The sequence below is a fragment of the Chryseobacterium indoltheticum genome, assembly GCF_003815915.1.
GTDB lineage: Bacteria > Bacteroidota > Bacteroidia > Flavobacteriales > Weeksellaceae > Chryseobacterium > Chryseobacterium indoltheticum.
The window spans coordinates 2,337,545-2,357,964 of sequence record NZ_CP033929.1; the positions used below are offsets into that span (position 1 = coordinate 2,337,545).

Genomic DNA, 20,420 nt, shown 5'->3' on the forward strand with positions numbered 1-20,420 from the left:
TTTAAACATAAACAGATAGTCTTTAAATTTACCCCAAATTCCTGTCCAAATGCACATATCCACCATCCACATGAATCAGTTGCCCCGTTGTATGAGAAGATTTTTCTGATAGGAGAAACGCAGCCATATTAGCAATTTCTTCCGAAGTTGTCATTCGTTTTTCAAATGGTATTTTTGAAGTAATACTTTTCAGTTTTTCTTCGGGATTTTCAAATGTAGAAATCCACGATTCATAAAGTGGTGTCCATGCTTCAGCAACAATGATAGCATTTACACGAACGCTGTAAGGCAAAAGCTCTACCGCCCATTCTCTTGTCAAAGCATTTCGCGCACCATTGGCGGCGGCATATCCTGAAGTTCCGCCTTGTCCGGTTTCTGCGGTTTTGCTGCCGATATTTACAATGGAACCTTTGCTTTCTTTAAGATAGGGAAGTGCATGATGCACCAAAAGATAATAATGCACTACATTTTTGTGATATGATGCAAGAAACCCTTCATACGAACCGTTTTCCAGACCAATACCATCGTTGACACCAGCATTATTGACAATTCCATCTATTTTGCCATATTTTTTTACAACTTCATCGATTGCTTTTTTGCATTCATCGGGTTGGGAAAGTTCAGCGGTCACAAAATCAGCTTTTCCTCCAAGATTCTGGATTTCCTGAATGGCTTTTTTGTTGTCGTCTTCGTTTCTGCCAATGATTATTGGTAACGCATTTTCTTCGGCTAAGATTTTTGCAATGGCATTTCCGATGCCTTTTGCACCGCCGCTTACGATGATTATTTTATGATCAAGATGTAAGTTCATAATTTGAATTAAATTTTATTAAAAGCTTTTTAAACGCAAAGGTCGCAAAGATTTTTTTTAACTACTAATTGTTTTTAAGTTCGCAAAGGTGTTCTACTTAGCAAAGACCACAAAGTTTTTTATGTATAAAATTTTCAAAATATAAATCGAAGATTTTTAAAACTTATATTTTCTTTTTAACATTTAAATGATAAACTTAAAATAATTAATGTGTTAATCTTTTGTCACTTTTGCGGTAATAAAAAATTATAATTTGTAAAATTTCACTGCATTTCCGGAGAAAAAAAGTTCCTGTTCTTCTTTTGAAAACTGACTTACATATTTTGAAATCAATTCCAGCCACAAAGAATAATTTCCACCTAATAACATAACTGGCCAATCACTTCCGAAAACTACACGCTTAATTCCGAATTGTGAAAAAATAAAATCCAAAATTTCAAAAATTGATTTTTCATCAATCGTATTCCAATTTCCTTGAGTTAAAAGTCCCGAAATTTTACAATAGATATTTGGGTTTTGAGCCAATTCTGAAATATTAGATTTCCAGTCTTTTAAATGATTTGTTTTAAGATCTGGTTTCCCGCAATGATCCAAAATGAAAGGTTGATTGGGCAATTTTTCCGAAAGTTTTACTGCATCAGAAAGCTGATCCTGTCTCAATAAAATATCAAAAGTACAATTATATTGATGAAGCAAAGCGATTCCGTTGAGTACACTTTTTTGTAATAAAAAGCCGATTTCTTCCCCTTCTGCAATATGTCTGAAACCTTTAATCAATTTTTCAGATTGATAGTTGTGAAGTAACTGTTCAAGCTTGTCGGAAGTTAAATCAATCCAGCCAACAACACCTTTAATAAAAGGATTTTCTTTAGCTAAATTGACCAAAAAAGCCGTTTCTTCATCGCTTTGATCCGCCTGAACCGCAATGCAACCATCAATGCTATTTTCATTTAAGTATAAAGAAAAATCTTCCGGCAGAAAATCCTTTCGGATTACAGCCATATCTTTCGTAATCCATGCATCGCGAACCGGATTAAATTTCCAAAAATGTACGTGAGAATCAATAATCATATTTAATTATTTTTTTTCTGAAATGAAATTTATAATGAAAATATTTTGTCCATCAACTGCCACTTTTCACCTGGTTTAGAATTGGGTAATTGCTGTTGAAATTTCCACATCAATTCTTCCCATTCCTGAACTTTTGCGTTTTTTTCATCCGCTTCATTTTTAGCTTCGAAAGAAAAATTTTCATCAGCCTCAACAATCATAAACAATCTGTTTTGAACACGATAAATTTCCATATTTACAATTCCGGAATTCAAAATACTTTGTTTGATGTCAGTCCAAACATTTTGATGATATTTTTCGTATTCCGCAATTAATTCAGGATCATCAATCAAATCTAAGGCAAGACAGAATTTTTTCATTCTCCGTACGCTTTTACTTTTTGTGTGCTACTTCCCAAACCGTCAATTCCCAATTCTACCACATCACCCGGTTTCAGATACCAAGGCTCAGGTTTTTGCCCTAAACCGACCCCGGCAGGCGTTCCTGTACTGATAACATCCCCGGGAAGCAAAGTCATAAACTGACTGATATAGCTTATCATAAAAGGAACATCAAAAATTAGATTGGAAGTATTTCCGTCTTGCAGAATTTGTCCATTAACTTTCAACCACAAACGTAAATTATGAACATCTTCAATTTCGTCAGGCGTCGCAATGAAAGGTCCAATTGGCGCAAAAGTATCGCAGCTTTTTCCCTTTACCCATTGTCCGTTTCTTTCCAGCTGAAATGCTCTTTCGCTATAATCATTATGCAAAACATATCCTGCAACGTGTTCAAGCGCATTTTCCTCAGAAACATAGCTTGCTTTTTTTCCAATGACAATTCCCAACTCAACTTCCCAGTCGGTTTTTGTACTGTCTTTAGGAATGATCAAATCATCGTTTGGACCAACGATTGCCGTCGTAGCCTTAAAAAATAAAATAGGTTCCTCCGGAATTGGAGCATTGGTTTCTGCAGCGTGATCTTTATAATTCAGTCCGACACAGATGATTTTGGAAGGTCTGGCCAAAGGTGCACCCAATCTTTCGTCAAGAGAAACTTCAGGTAAATTTTGAGTATTTATTTCAGATTTTAAATTTTCTATAGCATCACCTGAGAAAAAGTTTTCATCATAATCTTTTATCAAATGAGAAACATCGTATCTTTTTTCGTCAATAATGACTCCCGGTTTTTCTTGTCCAGGTTTTCCGAATTTTATTAATTTCATATTATTTTACATTTTATTAATTTCTGAGGAGCTTTTTCCCGCTATTCACTATATCTTTTTTGTGATCGTCTCCGCTTTGCTCCGTCAATCCCAAAAAAGGATGCCGTTTCTATCAGGGCTAGGATTGCAGTCAAATATTTAAAAATTGCGAAAATTCACAAAGTTTAAACAGATTTTAATTATTCAAAGTGGTAAAACCACCATCAATAGGATAATCTACACCGGTGATAAATGAAGCTTCATCACTGCAAAGGTAAAGTGCTAAAGAAGCGACTTCCTCAGGCTGAGCCATTCTTCCGATTGGTTGAGTTTTCGACAGCTTTTCAAACATTTCTTCGATGTTATCAGGATAATTATTCTTTAAAAATCCATCCACGAAAGGCGTATGTACACGCGCCGGAGAAATAGAATTACAACGAATATTTTCATTAATATAATCTTTTGCAACACTCATCGTCATTGCTTTTACAGCACCTTTAGCCGTGCTGTACGCAAAACGGTCAGGAATTCCGACCAATGCGGCAATGGAAGCCATATTAATGATAACACCACCACCTGATTTTCTAATCTGTGGAATGGCAGCGAACAAACAATTGTAGACACCTTTGATATTGACGTTATAAATTCTGTCGAAATCTTCTTCTGAAGTCGTGTCTGCTTTTCCGATGTGCGCAATTCCGGCATTATTTACAAGAATGTTGATTTCTCCGATTTGATCGAAAACTGTTAAAACATCTTTCTGCTTTGAAACGTCACAGGCATAAACCGTAGCATTTCCTCCGAAGGATTGTATTTTTTCCAACGTTTCTTGTCCGTTTTGTTTTGTAATTTCGAGAATATGAACTTCTGCACCATTGGCTGCAAGCTGAACCGCGATTGCTTGCCCAATTCCGCTTCCGCCGCCCGTTACTACGGCTTTTTTATTTTTTAATGAAAACATTTTTATAATTGTTGTTTAAATTTTATTTGATAACGTCTAATTTTAACGCAAAGATTTTATTTTGATGATGCTGACTTTAAGGAACAAAGAATAATCAATAAAATTGATTTTAAGCTAAAGCAAAATTTTGTCTAGCTTAATTCGAATTGTTAGATACTCTCTGTCTCTTCAATGTTCATTTTAATAATCAAACTTTCTGTTAAATGGTACATATTTAAATTTTATAGGCTTATGTAAATTTAAATTAAATTCAGTCTCTTTTTCAAGCTTAATCGACTTGGTCGATATTCTTTGCTCCTTAAATTTTCATTGTTAAAATGAAATCTTTGCGTTAAAAATTTAAGTTACACATCATTAAAGACTCACACCTCTTTTCCAAGGAATAAAATCATCCTGATTCAATGCAACAGCTTTAGGAATGATATTTCCACTGGCAACGTCGATACAGAAATCTAAAATATCTTCTCCCATTTCCTGAATGGTTTTTTCACCACGCACAACGGCACCTGTATCGATATCAATAATATCCGACATTTTCGTTGCCAACACAGTATTGGTAGCGACTTTGATAACCGGACAAACCGGATTTCCTGTTGGTGTGCCCAAACCTGTAGTAAACAAAATTAAAGTTGCTCCCGAAGCAGCTTTTCCGGTGGTCGCTTCCACATCATTTCCAGGAGTGCAAACCAAACTCAATCCAGGTTTTGTTGCAGGCTCAGTATAATCCAAAACATCTACAACAGGAGCAGAACCTCCTTTTTTCGCTGCTCCTGCAGATTTTATAGCATCTGTGATCAGTCCGTCCTTGATATTTCCCGGTGATGGATTCATATAAAATCCTGAACCGACTTCATGAGCTAGTTCATCATATTCTGTCATCAGTTTAATGAATTTTTCTGCGGTTGGTTTATCTACGGCACGATCAATTAATTCCTGTTCGACACCACACAATTCCGGGAATTCTGCCAATAAAACTTTGGCGCCCAAAACCGAAAGAATATCGGCAAGATGTCCTACAGCCGGATTCGCTGAAATACCGCTGAAACCATCACTTCCGCCACATTTTACACCGACACAAAGTTTGCTTATTGGAGCGTCTTCACGTTCCAATTTATTAATTTCTAAAAGTCCTTTCAGGGTTTCAAAAATAGCGTTTTTGATCATCGTTTCTTCACTTACCGCTTTTTGTTGTTCAAAAACAAGTAAAGGTTTATCAAAATCAGGATTTCTGTTGTATAAATCTTTTTTAAAATTATCGATCTGAAGATGTTGACAACCCAAACTTAGCAAAGTGATTCCTGCAACATTGGGATGATCTGCATACGATGCCAAAAGTTTACTGAGCGTATCCGCATCCTGTCTTGTTCCGCCGCAACCGCCTGTGTGATTGAGAAACTTTATACCATCTACATTTTTAAAAACTCTTTCTTTTGCAGGAATATTTGAAGGTGAAAAATTAAGATCATCAATATCTTCGCCTTTAGAAATGGCTTCAACTAATTGATGCGTGTAGTCTTTGTATTTTGCATCAACCGCATACCCTAAATTGTCATAAAGAGATTCTTTAATAATATCAAGATTACGGTTTTCACAGAATACCGTGGGAATAAACAGCCAGTAATTTGCCGTACCAACATCGCCATTGGAACGGTGATATCCTTTAAAAGTTTTATGTAAAAATCTTGACACATCAGGTCTTGTCCAGTGATAATCAACATCTCTGTAATAGTAAGGTTCAGCAGCGTGTTTAGTATTATCTGTCGTCATTCGGGTTCCCGCTGCGAGATCGTACTGTACTTTACCGACCAAAACGCCATACATAAAGATTTCATCGCCTTGCTTCATGTCATTCATAAAGAATTTATGCTTAGCGGGGATTGCTTCTAAAGTTGTATAAGTAGCTCCTTCAAAAATGATTTCGGTTTCTGCCGGAATATCCTGCAAAGCGACCAAAACATTGTCTTTATGATTTATTTTTAAAATTAAATTGCTCATTTTAATCTGTTTTTTTAGCGCAAAGAGCGCAAAGATTCTTGTTAATATTGTTCTGCATATTTTTCGTTCGCAAAGGCACTGCTCAAGGAAGATCACAAATGTTCTTAATAGTAATTTTAATCATAATTATATTGAAGATTTTTTATTTTTAAATCTTAATGAAAACAGAAATACAATGATAAAACAGAGTAAAGGAACAATATATGAGAAATGAATATTTCCTGAAATATCTGTGATTTTACTTGCAATCGGTGGTATAATTGCACCTCCTACAATTGACATTATTAGTAAGCTGGATGCAGATTTTGTTTCTGCACCGGCACCTTCAATCCCTAAAGCAAAAATAGTGGGAAACATTATGGACATGAAGAAAGTGAGTACTACCAATGCATACAATGTCGAGATTCCTGATCCGAAAATAACCCAAATCGTAAGAGCAATGCTGATGACACTGTAGATTTTCAATAATTTTTGGGGTGAAATATACTTCATGAAAAAAGTTCCTGCAAAACGACCGATCATAAATAAAAATCCTGCTACACCTGCATAATATTTTGCATCCTGACCTTTCATATTAATTGCGTCTTCCGCAAAAACCAAAAGAAAACTGAAGACATAAATTTGTGCACCGATATAAAAAAACTGAGCAAGAACACCCCATCCAACATTCTTCACACCTAAAACCTGCAGAAAATTCTTTGTTGATTTTTCTTTACTTTCCGTTACTTCTGGTAGTTTTACGAATAAAAATAAAAACATAACCAGCAAAATGATCAACCCCAATATGATGTAAGGTCCTTTTACGAGTGAAGTTTCAGCATGAATGTAGACTAGTTTTGCTGCCTGATCGAGTCCGGAAAGTTCTTGCTGTGATTTTGGTTCTTCGCTTAGAATAAAAATTCCACCAACGATAGGAGCAATAGAAGCTGCCAAACCATTAAAAGACTGTGCAAAGTTTAATCTCTGGGTTGCTTTTTCGGGTGCACCTAAAACGGTGATGTACGGGTTTGCTGCGGTTTCAAGAATTGCAAGGCCACATGACAATATGAAAAGAGCCCCCAGAAAAAACGGATAGCTGATTGTGTTGGCAGCCGGAACAAACATAAAACATCCAGCCGCGAAAAAGAACAGACCTACCAAAATTCCGGTTTTGTAACCATATTTTTGAATAATCATTCCGGCGGGAATTGCCAGTAAAAAATATGCTGCAAAAACAGATGAATCTACCAACGAAGCCTGAAAATGATTGAGTTGGAAAGCACTTCGTAAGTGTTTAATCAAGATCGGATCAAGATTATGAATAAAACCCCAAAAGAAAAACAAACTCGTGATAAGAATAAGCGGAAAACCGTAATTTCTTTTTTTTGATAATGAAGAAAATGTATCTTCAGGATTATTGGTGTTCATTGATCTGGTCTTGTTTTAATTTTTTGCAGTTTATAAATGTGTGAGCAATCGGTTGCACAAGTGATTATAAACTTTTGATTTTTCGAAATTGAAACGGTAATCTTTTTCGACTTTTTAAAAGTATAATAATTTTTCGAATAAAAAATGAATAGGGCAGGATAGTACAAGATAGTTTGAAATGGTGCTGATTTATTATTGATCTGTCAATATTGTTTTATGTTTTAAACTAAATTATTACAATTTAATACCAGAAAAAATGTATCTTCAAGATTCATAAAAACACAAATATGGAATATCTGGCTATCGCAGAAAAATACACCGATTTTAAAATAACAAAAGACGGAATACAAATCGCAACGTTGAATTATAAAAACTGGTTTAAATTCAATGCTGAAATTGAAATTTCAAATTCTAAATATCTGGTTGAACCAATAGGTTTTTGGGGGACAACTGTTGAAGTTCTTGATGGGAAAAAAGTTCTTCTCAAATTTACGATTAATTGGGGCAGCAATATTATTATAGAAACATATTTTGATGATGAGAAAAGTTACATTTTCAAACATCGAGGTTTTTTCAACGAATCATTTGTGCTTACCGACCAAAAAGGAAGTGAACTTTTGATGATGAAGCCTAATTTTAAATGGAACAATTTGAATTACGGGTATAAAATTACAACCACTTCCATATTTGAAAGCTTAAACAATAAAAATATTTTGCTGTTGAATTCTCTGCATTGCGCCAATTACTATATGTCGATTATGGCCGGAATGGGTTAATTAATCTTATAATAAGGTTCGTCAAAATACGTACTTGGTTTTATGTAAACCATCTTTCTGTCTTTGTCAAAAATCCAGTTGAATCTTCGCATCACATCGGCTGCAAAATAATTTGCGTGCTGTGTTTTGAGGTCTCCTGTGAAAAATCCTGCGCTAACATTTTTTAATATAATATTTCCGACTTTTAGAAAGGGTAAAACTCCTTGCTTCGTTGTGATAATTTGTCCGGCAGAATTTTTCATTGATTTTTCGCCTGTAATTTTCAGCTTTCCATTCAAATTATTGGCTTCTGCAAACTCGTTACTGTACAGCAACCCGCCTGAATATCCAGACTGAAGAAGAAAATAAGCCTCCTGTTGTTTATTTTCAACCACGTTATCTGCAATAATGTAGAACTGCCCGTTTTTCACATACAGATTCATCGGTTGATAATCCTTTAAATCTGGTTCTTCGTCATAAGTAACAAACTCTTTATTATCGTAATCGATTTTAAAATATTTGTCTTTAAAAATTCCGGTTCCTATTTTTCCGTCGGCTTCGTGACCGGTAAATTCATTGTCGAAAAACCTTATATCTTCATACTTTTTGTTACCAATTTTTATTGTATTTCCATCACTTATTTCATCCTTAAATTTAATATGATCTGCTTTTCTGATTCTTTCGGGAGAAATTGAAGCATCTTCCATCGCAATCTGAAACATCAGGTGAAGCGAATCTTTATCATTAACCAAAGTTTTTACAATGATATTATTGTGTTTCGTTAATCTGAATGGAATTTTTTCCTGAGCTTTGAAAGGATTTAAACTCAATAAAACAATGGCTAAACAGCTAAACTTCTTAAACATTTTTTGATTCTTAAAAAGATCCCCAAATATAGAATAATTTTTTCTCGGCATTTAGATATAACTTGTCTTAAAAATAATTATCTTCGGTTAAATTAAATAAACCAAATGACGAAACATCAGCAAAGAGTCACCGAAGTCTACCATTTTTTTGATAATAAAGATACCGTTTTGGGGTTCAGAAAACTGTTAGATTGCGCGATCGACACTCAGGATATGTCGATTTATAAAGAAGCGATTGATTTGACAGACTGGAAAGAAACTCACAATCACGCTATCGATGAATTGATTGAAAATTCGAAAAATCTTCTCGCCAAAATTGAAAAAGTTCAGGTAAAAGAGCATGTTTCCGAACACTCTGTTTTGAAAGCAAAAGATATTGTAAAATCTTATGGCAGCAACCGTTTTTCGCTCGGTCCGGTTTCTGTGGAAATCAATAAAGGACAGGTTTATGGTTTGGTAGGAGAAAATGGAAATGGTAAAACGACTTTGCTGAGAATTTTGGCGAATGAAATTTCATTTAATGATGGAAGTTTAAACTATTCTTTCAATGAAAAATCAAAAAATGATTACGATCTTAGAACAAAGTTAGTTTATATTCCGCAACGAACCGAAAAATGGTACGGAAGTCTGAAAGATAATCTGAAATTCGTTCTTTCAAATCATGGTGTTTCTGCTGAAGAAAACGAAACCAGAACGATGATGATGATTGCTCGTCTCGGGTTGTGGAATTACAAACATCTGAAATGGAGCGAACTTTCATCCGGTTACAAAATGCGTTTTGAATTGGCGAGAATACTTCTAAGAAAACCCGAAATTCTTTTATTGGATGAGCCTTTGGCAAACCTTGATGTTTTGGCGCAGCAGGTAATTCTGGAGGATCTAAAATCGATTGCCAATTCGGTAAATCATCCGATTGCTTTGATTTTAAGTTCTCAGCAATTATACGAAGTAGAAAAGATTTCAGATAAAGTAATTTTTCTGAAAAATGGAAGATATAAAGACAATTCTGATGCGAATGGCGAAGAAGAAAGCCAATTAATCATAGAAATTGATACTAATGAAAGTCGCGATAAACTGCTCGAAGTTTTTAAAGATTTCAAACTGGAAAAACTGAACTTCAACGGTGGTGTTTATGTCGCTTATTTCTCCACTGAAACTCAGTTTTATGAAGTGATTTCAGCTCTCGGAAATGCAAAAGCAGAAATTATTTACATCAGAAATATCTCGTCTTCTACGAGAAGGTTTTTCGTTAATTAATCTTTTTTAATTCAAATTAAAATGCAAAAACTCAATAAATTTAATCAATATTTGCTCGAAAGATATCCTACAATCTGGAATACTAAAATTGTATGGATGCTTTTGGCGGCTCTCGTTTTTCATATTGTCTTTTTTATCATCGGTTATCTGTCGCATATTGATCCTGTTTCGCTTCAGAAATATTCTGTAAAAGATGATTATTTCAGAAACGGTGTTATTTTCATTCATCTTATTATTTCTATTTTACTTATTGTAGGCTGGCTTTTGATGATGCTTAAAAATAATGCGTTTAAGAATTTTTATCCTACTTCCAAAGGAAAACTGTTTGGTCAGTTTGTGCAGTATTTTATCATCATTTTCTCGTGTACCACATTTTATTTCTCGTACATGACGGGTTTCAGAATGTTTATCAATAATAAATATCCTGATCAGGAAATGGCAAAAAACGTTGATATCATCAACCGAACTGCCCCTTTTCTTTCTCAAAATATAGAGTCTTATACTTTAGAGAACAGATTGTTTCCAAAGCCTTTCTTCGATTTGTACTGTGAAAATAATATTGAGAAAATAGACCGAAACAAAAAGTTTTTTGTGTACTACAACAGAGTTTATCAGTATTATTCATTGTATTCAAAGAAATCTCATCAAAAAGATAAGCGAGGGAATTTTATTCCTCCCAATCCTGAATATTCTAAAAAAATACAGCCCGCTTATTCTGACGAACAAGAAAAATTTGAAACCTTTTATTACAAAAAAGATGTTGTAGATCTTTCATCATCTATTAAAACAACTCAGCCAAGTTTCTACAATTTTTCCGAAGTTTTTTATGATTATGATTTTAAAGATTTTGATAATGGAGTAGGAGCTACAGAAGTTGTTTACTATGATAAAGATTCGCCTGATTATATTCTTAAAAATAAAAAAGCAAATATTAATCATAAAACGGCAACACTTTTAAATTCAAAAAATTCTGCGGAACTAGAAAAACTTTTTGATGATTTTCTTTCTATTTCTAAGACGTACAGCGTTAGGAATAATTTGAATGCTAAAAAATGGGTTTCTATGATCTACTCAAAAGATAACCCAAATTTTGAAGTCCGTTATTTCATCAAAGATTATGATGGGAAAACAAGATATGATGAAGATGCGTATTATGAAGAAACAGTGGCTGTAGATTCTGCTGTGGCAAGCACTGATAATGCTAGGGACAGTATAAAAATCAGAGAATTTAATCCTGAAATCAATCAACAGCTTGCTCCGGATAAATATGTAAAAAACAATATGACAGAGTATTACTATCTGTCTGAAAACATGAAAGATCTGCTTAAAAATGTAGATTCTGTGAAGAAAGATGATTTCTTTTCAGATAACGTACATATTTACATCTGGATTGCATTTTTCCTTTCTACTTTTATTTTCGGTTTCAGAATTACCGGGCTCCGTTCATTGCTTTTCAGTGTGATTAGTGCAGGCGTTTTAACCTTATCTATTACGTTGATTACCGTGTTTTACGGACTTACTTTCAGAGGCCGGGAAGAGTTTTTTGTTGCCTATTTTGTTTTGTTTATCGGTCTCGTCATTCTATTGATTCCGTTACTGAAAATGAATATGACCAGCAAAATGGTATCATCTGTTTTGATTAATATTTCTTTGAACGGTTTTGTACTATTGGTGCTTTTAATTTTTGCAATTATCAGTATTCATCAGAAAGCGGCATGTCAAATACCAGTTACTCATATAGATTACGATTATACTAATCAAAACTGTCCGAATATTTTTGAAGATTTAGGCTTTATGATAAGTTATATCATTTTGATAATAGGTTTTGTTTTCATGTATTTTTATACTGCTATTCTGCAGAAATGGAAAGCAATGCCGGAATAAATTTTTCTCATATATTTTAAAACCTCATATTTTTTATGAGGTTTTTGTTTCATTAAAATTTAAGAATTGTTACTACTTCCATTATTAATTGCGATCTTGCTTATCAATTTAATTTAACAAAATTTAGCAATCCCAAAAAGTGATTTATGAACTCGATTTTGTAATTTTAGACAAAATTTTAAAAGTGAAAAAATTATTATTTGCAGTTTGCATTTCGGCTTCGGCTTTAAGCTTCGCACAAGATTATTCGGTACCTGCAGCAAGTCCGCGTCAGAAAGTAGAACAGCAGTTTTCAATGTCAAAAATCTCTGTAGATTACGGTAGACCGGGAGTGAAAGGAAGAAAAATATTCGGAGAATTGGTTCCTTACGGACAAGTTTGGAGAGCAGGCGCAAATTCTTCTACAAAAATCACATTCGGACAGTCTGTTAATTTTGGTGGAAAAACTGTTCCAGCAGGAACTTATGGTTTGTTTATCGTGCCAACAGAAAAAGACTGGAAAGTTATTTTAAATAAAGATTTCCAACAATGGGGAGCGTATACTTATGATCCAAAACAAGACGTTGTAGATGTTACAGTTCCGGTTAATAAATTAGCTGATAAACAAGAATGGTTTGAAATTACTTTAAACCCAACAGATGAAAATTCGGGAAATCTTGTTATCAAATGGGATATGGCTCAGGCTGAAGTAGCTTTAAAACCTGCAAAACCTGAAGCAGTAACCAAAATTGCTGAAAAATTAAAAGAAATTAAAAAAATAGAATCTGACGCTGCAAAAGCAAAAAGCTAAGATTCAAATTTATAAAAAATGAATTTTTCTATTCAACCTGTTTTAGAAAACGAAAAATATCAATTAATCCCCTTACAGAAAGGGGATTTTGAGTTATTGTACGAAGTGGCTTCAGATCCTAAAGTCTGGGAACAACATCCGAATAAAGACCGCTACAAAAGAGAGGTTTTTGAAAACTTTTTTAAAGGAGCCATGGAAAGTCAGGGCGCTTTTAAGATCGTAGAAAAGTCTACCGGAAATTTTTTAGGAAGTACCCGTTTTTATGATTTTGACGAATCCGAAAATCGTATTTTCATTGGCTATACTTTTTATGGAGCAAATTCGTGGGGAAAAGGCATTAATCCGCAAGTTAAAAAGCTGATGCTGGATTATATTTTCCAATTTGTAGACAAAGTACATTTTCACATTGGAAAAGAAAATTTCCGTTCTCAAATTGCATTAGAAAGATTAGGCGGAAAGAAGATTGCGGAAGAAGAAGTAGCTTATTTCGGAGAGCCGACAAGAACGAATATTGTGTACGAAATCACAAAAGAAAATCATTTTAAAGTTGATAAAAGTTAAATGAATTTTCTCGCAAATTATGCTGATTTAGCAGATTTTAATTACTGAAATTAATCAGTTTAATCCGCTAAATCCGGTAAAGATTAAATTATAACTTGCACGTAACTATAAAAACTTTGTTAGCTTTTATAAGTGAAACGGCTTTGTGTAACTTAGAAGAATGAAGCATTAAATAAATCTTTGCGAACTTTGCGTTAAAATAATTATAATAGTATAATGAAAAAATATAAAATTCAGAAATCACCTTTTATAGTTCCTACAACCGATGGAAAATTAATTGAAGAACATTGGGGGAATTCAAACCAAAATCCAAACATATCCATTGCGCATATGGTTGCTCCGCCGGATTGGAGTGAGCCTCATCAAACTCCCGAATTTGATGAATTCACCATCATTATTTCCGGTAAAAAACAGTTTGAAATTGATGGAGAAAACGTCATTTTGGAAAAAGGGCAAAGTATTTTAATCGAAAAAGGAGCAAGAATCCGTTACAGCAATCCGTTTTCAGAACCTTGCGAATATATTGCAATTTGTCTTCCGGCTTTTTCGATGGATTTGGTGAATAGAGAAGAAGAAATAATTTAAATATGGCGTTACAAATTTGCCCAAAGTGTAAAGAAAACTCTTTTACATGGTTTATCAACGGAAAAACTCATTTGACGAGTTGGAGCTGTTTCAATTGCGATTATGAAGCGAAAGAAGACGAGAGTGATCAATGTATCTGTGAAAATTGTGAAGAGAAAGCAAAAAAGAAGCTGAAAGATAAAGAAAAAGAATACTGGTGGTGTTCTAATTGTAATACAATCAGCGATTTATAAATATAAACAACCTCAATGATTGAGGTTGTTTTTAATTTATTGTTGCTTAATTATTTCAAGATTTCTTTCAAAAATAGAAGTGTATGATTCCATGCTCTTTTTGCCATTACAGGATTGTAATCGGCAGATTTTGGATCAGTGAAAGTGTGTTTTGAATTGGCGTATGTAATGATTTGCCAATCAGCTTTGCCATCATTCATTTCTTTAACCAGATTATTGTAATCTTCCGGCGTTACACTTTTATCTTCCGCAGGATTTTCTACTAAAATTTTAGTTGAAATAGTTTCATTCGGTCTCGATTGGTCTTTTCCGATGCTTCCGTGAATGGAAACAACTCCCACAACAGGTAATTTCCCTCTCGCCGATTCTAAAGCTCCGGTTCCGCCAAAGCAATAACCGATTACTGCAATTTTATCTGAAACCGCTCCGCTTTTTTTCAATTGTTCCAAAGCCAGGGAAATTCTTTTTTGATAAGCTGCATAGTCTTTTTTATAAAATCCTGCAGTTTTTGCCGCTGAAGCATTATCAGTTGGAATGTTTCCTTCGCCGTAAATATCTGCTATAAATGCGATATAACCCTGCTTTTCTAAATCTGCCGCTGCAGTTTTTGCTTCGTCATCAATTCCTTTCCAGGCTGGAAGAATTAAAACTCCCGGAAGTTTTTTTCCGGCATTGGAGGTTACCAAACCATTCAGTTTTTGTGAACCGTCCTGATAAGACACTGTTTTTAAATTCTGACTGAAAATAGTTCCTGAACTCATAAGAAATGCGGATAATAATATTGAACGTATCATATTTTCTAATTTATTTTTTAAGCTTTTTCCTGCTTTTCGTTGCAATCTTTTTTTTCAAAAAAAGGATTTTCACTACAATCAGGGCTAGGTATTGGTCAGATTTACAATTTTTTACAACATAGTTGACAGATCTTTGTCATCCTGAAAGGATTTTTACAATGCAATAACAATGATTGCTATAAAAACTTTTTAATCATTTGAATTCTTTCAGAATGACAAAATGATTGGTTTATTTGTTGAAAACAATAATCCTCATCTAAATTAATAAAATTACTTATTATCAAGATTAACAAAATGTTATAAAGCTGTAATTATTCAAATTTTACGCCTAATTTATTTAGTTCAGCCTCCAAATCAGTTTCCTGTAAAATATGAATGGTTTTAAAACCTAAAGTTTTCGCCATTTCAATATTTTTAAAATTATCATCAATGAAAATCGATTCACCAGCTTCCAATTGATATCTTTCCAATAAAACATGCCAGATTTTAGGATCTGGTTTTATTAACTTTTCTGTTCCGGAAACCACAATTTTTCCCTCAAATAAATTGAAAAAATCATAGTTTTCTAATGCGTAAGGAAAAGTTTCTTCAGACCAGTTTGTTAATCCGTATAATTGGTAGGAAGTATTTGCGAGCTTTCTCAGAACTTCCACATTATGAGGAAAATCGCTTTTTAGCATAACTGGCCAGTTATCATAATATGCTCTGAGTTCTCTTTCCCAATCGGGGAATTTTTTAATCTGAATTTCGGTGCCTTCTGCCAAAGTTCTTCCTCTGTCTTGCTCGATATTCCATTCGTCCTGGGCAATATTTTCAAGAAAATATTCCATTTTCTCATCATCATTAAAATAGGTTTTGAAAAAATACCTCGGATTCCAATCCATCAAAACACCTCCAAAATCGAATATTATATTTTTGATTTCCATACTTTTTTTAAGGTTAAGGTTAAGGTTAAGGTTAAGGCTACGGTTGGCGCAAGGTCTAAACGTAAATCTTAATCAATATTATTTATAAAACTGGTATTGTTCGTTTTCGTAATACGCATTAATATGTTGCAGACCATTCGTTAAAATAATTTCAGAAGCACCGATTACAGAATTGTATCGTGCAGTCTGTTCGAATGTTTTTTCGGTTAATTTGATTTGTGGTGCTTTACATTCAATCAGAATTTTTGGCTGCGCTTTTTCGGTGATTAAAAGATCAATACGCTTCGTTAAGCCATTCAAAATAATCTTTTTTTCGGTAATTAAAGCAGATGCAGAATAGGATTTTACGGTGAGATAATAATGAACCCAATGCTGCCGAACCCACTCTTCGGGAGTGAGCAAAAGGTAAGTTTTACGGACCAAGTCATAAATAAAAAACTTATCTTTGTCTTTCTTGAATTTAAAATCAAAAGTTTCCTGAAAGTTCAGTTTTGGAAGTTCCATTTATATGATGAAAGAATTAGATTTAATCCTCAAAAATATTAAAAATAAAGAAGTTTTACCGATTTATTTTTTCCACGGAGAAGAACCTTACTTTATTGATGTTGCTGTAAAAGCTCTTGAACACGACTTTCTGGAGGAAGACGAAAAAGCGTTTAACCAAACCGTCACATACGGGAAAGATACGACGTATCAGGAAATTCTTTCGTTGGCGCGACAATTTCCGATGATGGGCGACAAACAGGTGATTATCGTAAAAGAAGCGCAGGATCTTAAATTTAATGAAGAAGAAAGTAAAGCGTTAGATGCGTATGCAGAAAATCCGGTGCCGTCAACGGTTTTGGTTTTTGCCCATAAACATAAGAAGTTAGACAGCCGAAAAAAAGTTACCAAAACTTTAGCAAAGATAAACGCTCTTTTCCTGAGTGAATCTTTGAAAGATCATACGCTTCCAAAATGGATTGCTGATGAATGTCTAAGACTAAAGATAAAAACAGCCCCGAATATTTCTCACCTTTTGGCAGAATATCTTGGAAACGACCTTTCCAGAATTTCAAATGAGCTGGGAAAACTTAAAATAATTTTAAAAGATGATCAGGTTTTAGACGGTACCATCGTTGAAAACCATATCGGAATAAGCAAAGAATTCAATGTCTTTGAACTTCAAAAAGCGTTAGGAGCGAAAAATGCAAACTCTGCATTCAAAATTGCTTATTTCATGGGCAAAAATCCTAAGAATAATCCTTTTGTAATGCTACTTTCGAGTCTTTATAATTACTTTTCGAATGTAATTATTTACAATACGATGATTGGGCAGCCACAACAGGTAATTGCTTCGCAAATGGGCGTTAATCCTTATTTTATTAAAGATTACGCAGAAGCTGCGAGGTTGTATCCTTTGAAACATTCAACCCGTGTTATCTCTATTTTGAGGGAATTTGACATGAAAGGAAAAGGATTAGGCGCAGTAAATATGGATGATGCGGAACTGATTAAAGAATTGGTTTACAAAATCATTAATGTCGACAAGATTAAAATGAAGGTGTAAAAGTGATTGACTAATTTGCTTTGCGCATTAATTTTATTTTGGCGACAATTTCCGCCCTCCGTTCCCGCTTTTTTGTTGAACAAAAAGAGCTCCACTCAGGTCGGGTCGCAAAGCGGTATGAAAATTAAAATTTTGTCATTGAGATTTGACATATTAAATATTGACAAGTATCATTAATTTTACTTTAATTAAACATTAAAAATTACGAAATTAGCATCCTTGAAATTGATAAATAAATTATGGAAGAAAATATTTTAGATTGTGTAATCGTTGGATCGGGACCTTCTGGTTTTACAGCGGCAATTTATGCAGCAAGAGCAGATTTAAAACCTGAATTATACACAGGATTAGAACCAGGTGGACAATTAACGACAACGACAGAAGTTGATAATTTCCCAGGATATCCTGCAGGAATCACGGGGCCTGAAATGATGATGGATCTACAAAAGCAAGCTGAAAGATTCGATACCAAAGTACATTACGAAATGATTACCAAAGCTGAATTTTCTAAAGAAGTGGGTGGTATTCACAAATTATATGCAGGAAATAAAGAAATTTTGGCTAAATCTGTGATTATTTCTACAGGAGCTACTGCAAAGTATCTGGGTCTTGATGATGAGAAAAAATACAATGGAGGAGGGGTTTCTGCATGTGCAACGTGTGACGGATTTTTCTACAGAGGAAAAGACGTTGTGGTTGTAGGAGCAGGAGATACTGCAGCTGAAGAAGCTACCTATCTTTCAAAGTTGGTGAATAAAGTGACCATGTTGGTAAGAAAAGACGAGTTCAGAGCGTCAAAAGCAATGATTCACAGAGTAGAAAATACGCCGAATATTGAAGTAAAGTTTCACCATGAATTAATTGGTATTGAGGGTGAAAACAATCTTGTGGAAAGAGCGGTTGTTATTAATAACCAGACTCAGGAGAAATCTACAGTAGATGTTCACGGAATATTTATTGCGATCGGACACAAACCGAATACTGATATTTTCGTTGGTCAAATAGATTTAGATGAAAACGGATATATTGTTACTGAAAAAGGTTCGTCAAGAACAAATCTTCCTGGAGTTTTTGCGGCAGGAGATGTTCAGGATCATATTTACAGACAAGCGATTACAGCAGCAGGAAGTGGTTGTATGGCAGCAATGGATGCAGAAAAATATCTTGCCGAATTACATTAATACAATATTTTTATATACAAAGCATCTCGAAGGAGGTGCTTTTTTTGTTTCGATAATGTTAGATTTTGTTTTTGAACTACGATTACTAAAAATAATTTCATTGATTTCTAGTTGGTTATTAATTTTTGTTAAAATTTAATTTCAAAATATTTTGTAGTAATTTAAAAACGTTTTATATTTGCACCACTGAAAACAACGATACAATCGGAGTTTTTGGAGAGATGGCAGAGTGGTCGATTGCGATAGTCTTGAAAACTATTGACTGTAACAGGTCCGGGGGTTCGAATCCCTCTCTCTCCGCCAGTTGGGAAACCAAAATAAGCTAAAACGCTGTAAACATCAATGTTTACAGCGTTTTTTGTTTTAGCGCTTGTATCAAAAAAAATCAAAATAGGTCACGATTTATATGGGATCAATCTCAAAACTTGGGGGCTAGGCAAAAAGTTTAGACAACCTGAACAGAAAAAATGTTTTATCCCGCACGCCTCTTAATTGCAATCTGAAGTTTTTTATTTTCGCATTGAAAGACTCGGCGGAAGCATTCGTGCTTCTTCTTTCAAAATAATTGAGAATCTCATTGTAATGATTCATTATGGTTTTTCTGAGCACCGAGAAAGCGGATCAATCACAAAACTTGGGGACTATGCAAAAAGTTTAGACAACCTGAACAGAAAAAATGCTTTATCCCGCACACCTCTTAATTGCAATCTGAAGTTTTTTATTTTCGCATTGAAAGACTCGGCGGAAGCATTCGTGCTTCTTCTTTCAAAATAATTGAGAATCTCATTGTAATGATTCATTATGGTTTTTCTGAGCACCGAGAAAGCTTTAAATCTTGATTCTTCCACCTCTTTGAACCAATGTGCCAGTTTCAACATTGCAACGGATTTTTGAATGTTTTGGTTGTAAATTTTCCTCAAGCCATCAGATAAATTGTACGCTTTTTCTAAATCAGGATATTGCGAGAATAAGATTTCAGCTCGCTGATTTTGCGATGCAGTCCATTTTTCTCTGGTTTTGTAGAGTAAATACCTGCTTCTTGCCAAAAGTTGCTTTCGGGTATCGCCATTTTCAAAAGTTTCAATCCCGGGGTTGTTTTTCTTTTCTTTTGCTTCCATGAGCAGGTTGTTTTCTTGCTCAATAGCTTCCCAACGGTGGCTTATCCTTAATTCCTGCAACGCTTCTATGGCTAATTTCTGGACATGGAATCGGTCGATAATTTGTGTGGCATTGGGAAAACATCTTTTGGCGATGAGCTTCATAGAACCTGCCATATCCAAAGTAATTCCTTTTACATTTAACCTTAGTTTTTTGTTGATTTTTAAGAGATATTCTATTACGGTATCACTGTTGGTTCCTTTGATAATGGCGACAATACTGCCTTTTCTGCCCCTTGCTTTTTTGGAGGTCAGAACAGTGTACAATTCGCCATCAGAAAGAGCAACTTCATCGAGAGATAGGTGGTGTGAGAGGTTTTCGGGATAGAGAATCCAATCCTCGGCGTGTGATTTTTGTTTCCAGTTTTTAAAATTGCTGATGCTTTGCTTGTATTGCCTTTGAAATTTCCTGCCATCCACGCCATACATCTCGCCAATGGTTTTACAGGGA

22 protein-coding genes and 1 tRNA gene are annotated in these 20,420 nt (G+C 34.3%); 10 read left to right on the forward strand and 13 right to left on the reverse strand.

What is annotated here, in order from left to right:
• Positions 1-28 precede the first annotated feature (28 nt).
• From EG358_RS10795 to fucP, 7 genes are all read right to left on the reverse strand, one after another.
• Positions 29-811 (reverse strand): L-fucose dehydrogenase, encoded by a 783-nt coding sequence (locus EG358_RS10795; RefSeq protein ID WP_076558875.1) that lies wholly within the window; start codon positions 809-811, stop codon positions 29-31.
• A 246-nt stretch (positions 812-1,057) separates the two neighbouring features.
• A complete protein-coding gene (locus EG358_RS10800; protein ID WP_174565088.1) occupies positions 1,058-1,882 on the reverse strand; it encodes an amidohydrolase family protein in 825 nt (274 codons plus the stop codon).
• A 29-nt stretch (positions 1,883-1,911) separates the two neighbouring features.
• The gene (locus EG358_RS10805) at positions 1,912-2,241 is read right to left on the reverse strand and encodes an L-rhamnose mutarotase (protein WP_076558874.1); all 330 of its coding nucleotides are present in this window, start codon (positions 2,239-2,241) and stop codon (positions 1,912-1,914) included.
• The gene (locus EG358_RS10810) at positions 2,238-3,089 is read right to left on the reverse strand and encodes a fumarylacetoacetate hydrolase family protein (RefSeq protein ID WP_076558872.1); all 852 of its coding nucleotides are present in this window, start codon (positions 3,087-3,089) and stop codon (positions 2,238-2,240) included. Before EG358_RS10810 ends, EG358_RS10805 begins: the two co-directional genes overlap by 4 nt.
• 175 nt (positions 3,090-3,264) lie before the next feature.
• Complete coding sequence (locus EG358_RS10815; RefSeq protein WP_076558870.1) at positions 3,265-4,029, reverse strand: SDR family NAD(P)-dependent oxidoreductase; 765 nt, start codon at positions 4,027-4,029, stop codon at positions 3,265-3,267.
• A gap of 354 nt (positions 4,030-4,383) precedes the next feature.
• Positions 4,384-6,024, reverse strand: a complete 1,641-nt coding sequence (locus EG358_RS10820) for a UxaA family hydrolase (protein ID WP_076558869.1) — start codon at positions 6,022-6,024, stop codon at positions 4,384-4,386.
• A 126-nt stretch (positions 6,025-6,150) separates the two neighbouring features.
• The gene (gene fucP / locus EG358_RS10825) at positions 6,151-7,431 is read right to left on the reverse strand and encodes an L-fucose:H+ symporter permease (RefSeq protein WP_076558867.1); all 1,281 of its coding nucleotides are present in this window, start codon (positions 7,429-7,431) and stop codon (positions 6,151-6,153) included.
• Between the two features lie 287 nt (positions 7,432-7,718).
• On the opposite strand from fucP, the gene EG358_RS10830 reads away from it, so the two are divergent.
• Complete coding sequence (locus EG358_RS10830; protein ID WP_076558865.1) at positions 7,719-8,207, forward strand: hypothetical protein; 489 nt, start codon at positions 7,719-7,721, stop codon at positions 8,205-8,207.
• Here EG358_RS10830 and EG358_RS10835 read toward each other — a convergent pair.
• On the reverse strand, positions 8,204-9,052 hold the full coding sequence (locus tag EG358_RS10835) for a hypothetical protein (RefSeq protein WP_076559384.1): 849 nt from the start codon (positions 9,050-9,052) through the stop codon (positions 8,204-8,206). The two genes, EG358_RS10830 and EG358_RS10835, sit on opposite strands and share 4 nt — an antisense overlap.
• 105 nt (positions 9,053-9,157) lie before the next feature.
• On the opposite strand from EG358_RS10835, the gene EG358_RS10840 reads away from it, so the two are divergent.
• The 6 genes from EG358_RS10840 to EG358_RS10865 all read left to right on the forward strand — a co-directional run bounded on the left by EG358_RS10840 (position 9,158) and on the right by EG358_RS10865 (position 14,362).
• The gene (locus EG358_RS10840; RefSeq protein ID WP_076558863.1) at positions 9,158-10,309 is read left to right on the forward strand and encodes an ABC transporter ATP-binding protein; all 1,152 of its coding nucleotides are present in this window, start codon (positions 9,158-9,160) and stop codon (positions 10,307-10,309) included.
• A 21-nt stretch (positions 10,310-10,330) separates the two neighbouring features.
• A complete protein-coding gene (locus EG358_RS10845) occupies positions 10,331-12,193 on the forward strand; it encodes a hypothetical protein (RefSeq protein ID WP_076558862.1) in 1,863 nt (620 codons plus the stop codon).
• A 184-nt stretch (positions 12,194-12,377) separates the two neighbouring features.
• Complete coding sequence (locus EG358_RS10850) at positions 12,378-12,983, forward strand: DUF2911 domain-containing protein (protein WP_076559383.1); 606 nt, start codon at positions 12,378-12,380, stop codon at positions 12,981-12,983.
• Positions 12,984-13,001: 18 nt separating this feature from the next.
• A complete protein-coding gene (locus EG358_RS10855) occupies positions 13,002-13,544 on the forward strand; it encodes a GNAT family N-acetyltransferase (protein WP_076558860.1) in 543 nt (180 codons plus the stop codon).
• A gap of 216 nt (positions 13,545-13,760) precedes the next feature.
• A complete protein-coding gene (locus tag EG358_RS10860) occupies positions 13,761-14,129 on the forward strand; it encodes a cupin domain-containing protein (protein WP_076558859.1) in 369 nt (122 codons plus the stop codon).
• A gap of 2 nt (positions 14,130-14,131) precedes the next feature.
• Positions 14,132-14,362, forward strand: a complete 231-nt coding sequence (locus EG358_RS10865; RefSeq protein ID WP_076558857.1) for a hypothetical protein — start codon at positions 14,132-14,134, stop codon at positions 14,360-14,362.
• 50 nt (positions 14,363-14,412) lie between these two features.
• Here the strand turns inward: EG358_RS10865 and EG358_RS10870 are convergent, their stop codons facing one another.
• From EG358_RS10870 to EG358_RS10880, 3 genes are all read right to left on the reverse strand, one after another.
• Positions 14,413-15,156 carry a dienelactone hydrolase family protein gene (locus tag EG358_RS10870; protein WP_076559380.1) on the reverse strand — a complete coding sequence of 248 codons (744 nt, stop codon included), beginning with the start codon at positions 15,154-15,156 and terminating at the stop codon, positions 14,413-14,415.
• Positions 15,157-15,467: 311 nt separating this feature from the next.
• Positions 15,468-16,082: an HAD family hydrolase gene (locus EG358_RS10875; RefSeq protein ID WP_076558856.1), complete on the reverse strand. Its 615-nt coding sequence runs from the start codon at positions 16,080-16,082 to the stop codon at positions 15,468-15,470.
• A 78-nt stretch (positions 16,083-16,160) separates the two neighbouring features.
• Complete coding sequence (locus EG358_RS10880; protein ID WP_076558854.1) at positions 16,161-16,586, reverse strand: type I restriction enzyme HsdR N-terminal domain-containing protein; 426 nt, start codon at positions 16,584-16,586, stop codon at positions 16,161-16,163.
• Positions 16,587-16,593: 7 nt separating this feature from the next.
• Between EG358_RS10880 and holA the strand changes: the two genes are divergently transcribed.
• From holA to EG358_RS10895, 3 genes are all read left to right on the forward strand, one after another.
• Positions 16,594-17,631 (forward strand): DNA polymerase III subunit delta, encoded by a 1,038-nt coding sequence (gene holA, locus EG358_RS10885; protein WP_076558852.1) that lies wholly within the window; start codon positions 16,594-16,596, stop codon positions 17,629-17,631.
• Positions 17,632-17,870: 239 nt separating this feature from the next.
• Entirely contained in the window at positions 17,871-18,812 is a 942-nt protein-coding gene (trxB, locus tag EG358_RS10890) for a thioredoxin-disulfide reductase (protein ID WP_076558850.1), read from the forward strand.
• A 215-nt stretch (positions 18,813-19,027) separates the two neighbouring features.
• Positions 19,028-19,115 (forward strand) — tRNA-Ser (locus tag EG358_RS10895).
• A gap of 129 nt (positions 19,116-19,244) precedes the next feature.
• Here EG358_RS10895 and EG358_RS10900 read toward each other — a convergent pair.
• Together EG358_RS10900 and EG358_RS10905 are read right to left on the reverse strand one after the other, a co-directional pair.
• Positions 19,245-19,403, reverse strand: a complete 159-nt coding sequence (locus EG358_RS10900) for a transposase (protein ID WP_262696797.1) — start codon at positions 19,401-19,403, stop codon at positions 19,245-19,247.
• A gap of 50 nt (positions 19,404-19,453) precedes the next feature.
• A complete protein-coding gene (locus tag EG358_RS10905) occupies positions 19,454-20,398 on the reverse strand; it encodes an ISAon1 family transposase (protein WP_115596394.1) in 945 nt (314 codons plus the stop codon).
• Positions 20,399-20,420: the final 22 nt, after the last annotated feature.

Bases quoted from the DNA above. Each gene is read 5' to 3' on its own strand.
- EG358_RS10820 (WP_076558869.1), bottom strand. From the start codon at position 6,024: ATGAGCAATTTAATTTTAAAAATAAATCATAAAGACAATGTTTTGGTC.
- trxB (WP_076558850.1), top strand. From the start codon at position 17,871: ATGGAAGAAAATATTTTAGATTGTGTAATCGTTGGATCGGGACCTTCT.
- EG358_RS10810 (WP_076558872.1), bottom strand. From the start codon at position 3,089: ATGAAATTAATAAAATTCGGAAAACCTGGACAAGAAAAACCGGGAGTC.
- EG358_RS10840 (WP_076558863.1), top strand. From the start codon at position 9,158: ATGACGAAACATCAGCAAAGAGTCACCGAAGTCTACCATTTTTTTGAT.
- EG358_RS10805 (WP_076558874.1), bottom strand. From the start codon at position 2,241: ATGAAAAAATTCTGTCTTGCCTTAGATTTGATTGATGATCCTGAATTA.
- holA (WP_076558852.1), top strand. From the start codon at position 16,594: ATGAAAGAATTAGATTTAATCCTCAAAAATATTAAAAATAAAGAAGTT.
- EG358_RS10865 (WP_076558857.1), top strand. From the start codon at position 14,132: ATGGCGTTACAAATTTGCCCAAAGTGTAAAGAAAACTCTTTTACATGG.
- EG358_RS10880 (WP_076558854.1), bottom strand. From the start codon at position 16,586: ATGGAACTTCCAAAACTGAACTTTCAGGAAACTTTTGATTTTAAATTC.
- EG358_RS10835 (WP_076559384.1), bottom strand. From the start codon at position 9,052: ATGTTTAAGAAGTTTAGCTGTTTAGCCATTGTTTTATTGAGTTTAAAT.
- EG358_RS10860 (WP_076558859.1), top strand. From the start codon at position 13,761: ATGAAAAAATATAAAATTCAGAAATCACCTTTTATAGTTCCTACAACC.
- EG358_RS10870 (WP_076559380.1), bottom strand. From the start codon at position 15,156: ATGATACGTTCAATATTATTATCCGCATTTCTTATGAGTTCAGGAACT.
- EG358_RS10905 (WP_115596394.1), bottom strand. From the start codon at position 20,398: ATGTATGGCGTGGATGGCAGGAAATTTCAAAGGCAATACAAGCAAAGC.
- EG358_RS10845 (WP_076558862.1), top strand. From the start codon at position 10,331: ATGCAAAAACTCAATAAATTTAATCAATATTTGCTCGAAAGATATCCT.
- EG358_RS10815 (WP_076558870.1), bottom strand. From the start codon at position 4,029: ATGTTTTCATTAAAAAATAAAAAAGCCGTAGTAACGGGCGGCGGAAGC.
- EG358_RS10795 (WP_076558875.1), bottom strand. From the start codon at position 811: ATGAACTTACATCTTGATCATAAAATAATCATCGTAAGCGGCGGTGCA.
- fucP (WP_076558867.1), bottom strand. From the start codon at position 7,431: ATGAACACCAATAATCCTGAAGATACATTTTCTTCATTATCAAAAAAA.
- EG358_RS10855 (WP_076558860.1), top strand. From the start codon at position 13,002: ATGAATTTTTCTATTCAACCTGTTTTAGAAAACGAAAAATATCAATTA.
- EG358_RS10875 (WP_076558856.1), bottom strand. From the start codon at position 16,082: ATGGAAATCAAAAATATAATATTCGATTTTGGAGGTGTTTTGATGGAT.
- EG358_RS10800 (WP_174565088.1), bottom strand. From the start codon at position 1,882: ATGATTATTGATTCTCACGTACATTTTTGGAAATTTAATCCGGTTCGC.
- EG358_RS10830 (WP_076558865.1), top strand. From the start codon at position 7,719: ATGGAATATCTGGCTATCGCAGAAAAATACACCGATTTTAAAATAACA.
- EG358_RS10900 (WP_262696797.1), bottom strand. From the start codon at position 19,403: ATGAATCATTACAATGAGATTCTCAATTATTTTGAAAGAAGAAGCACG.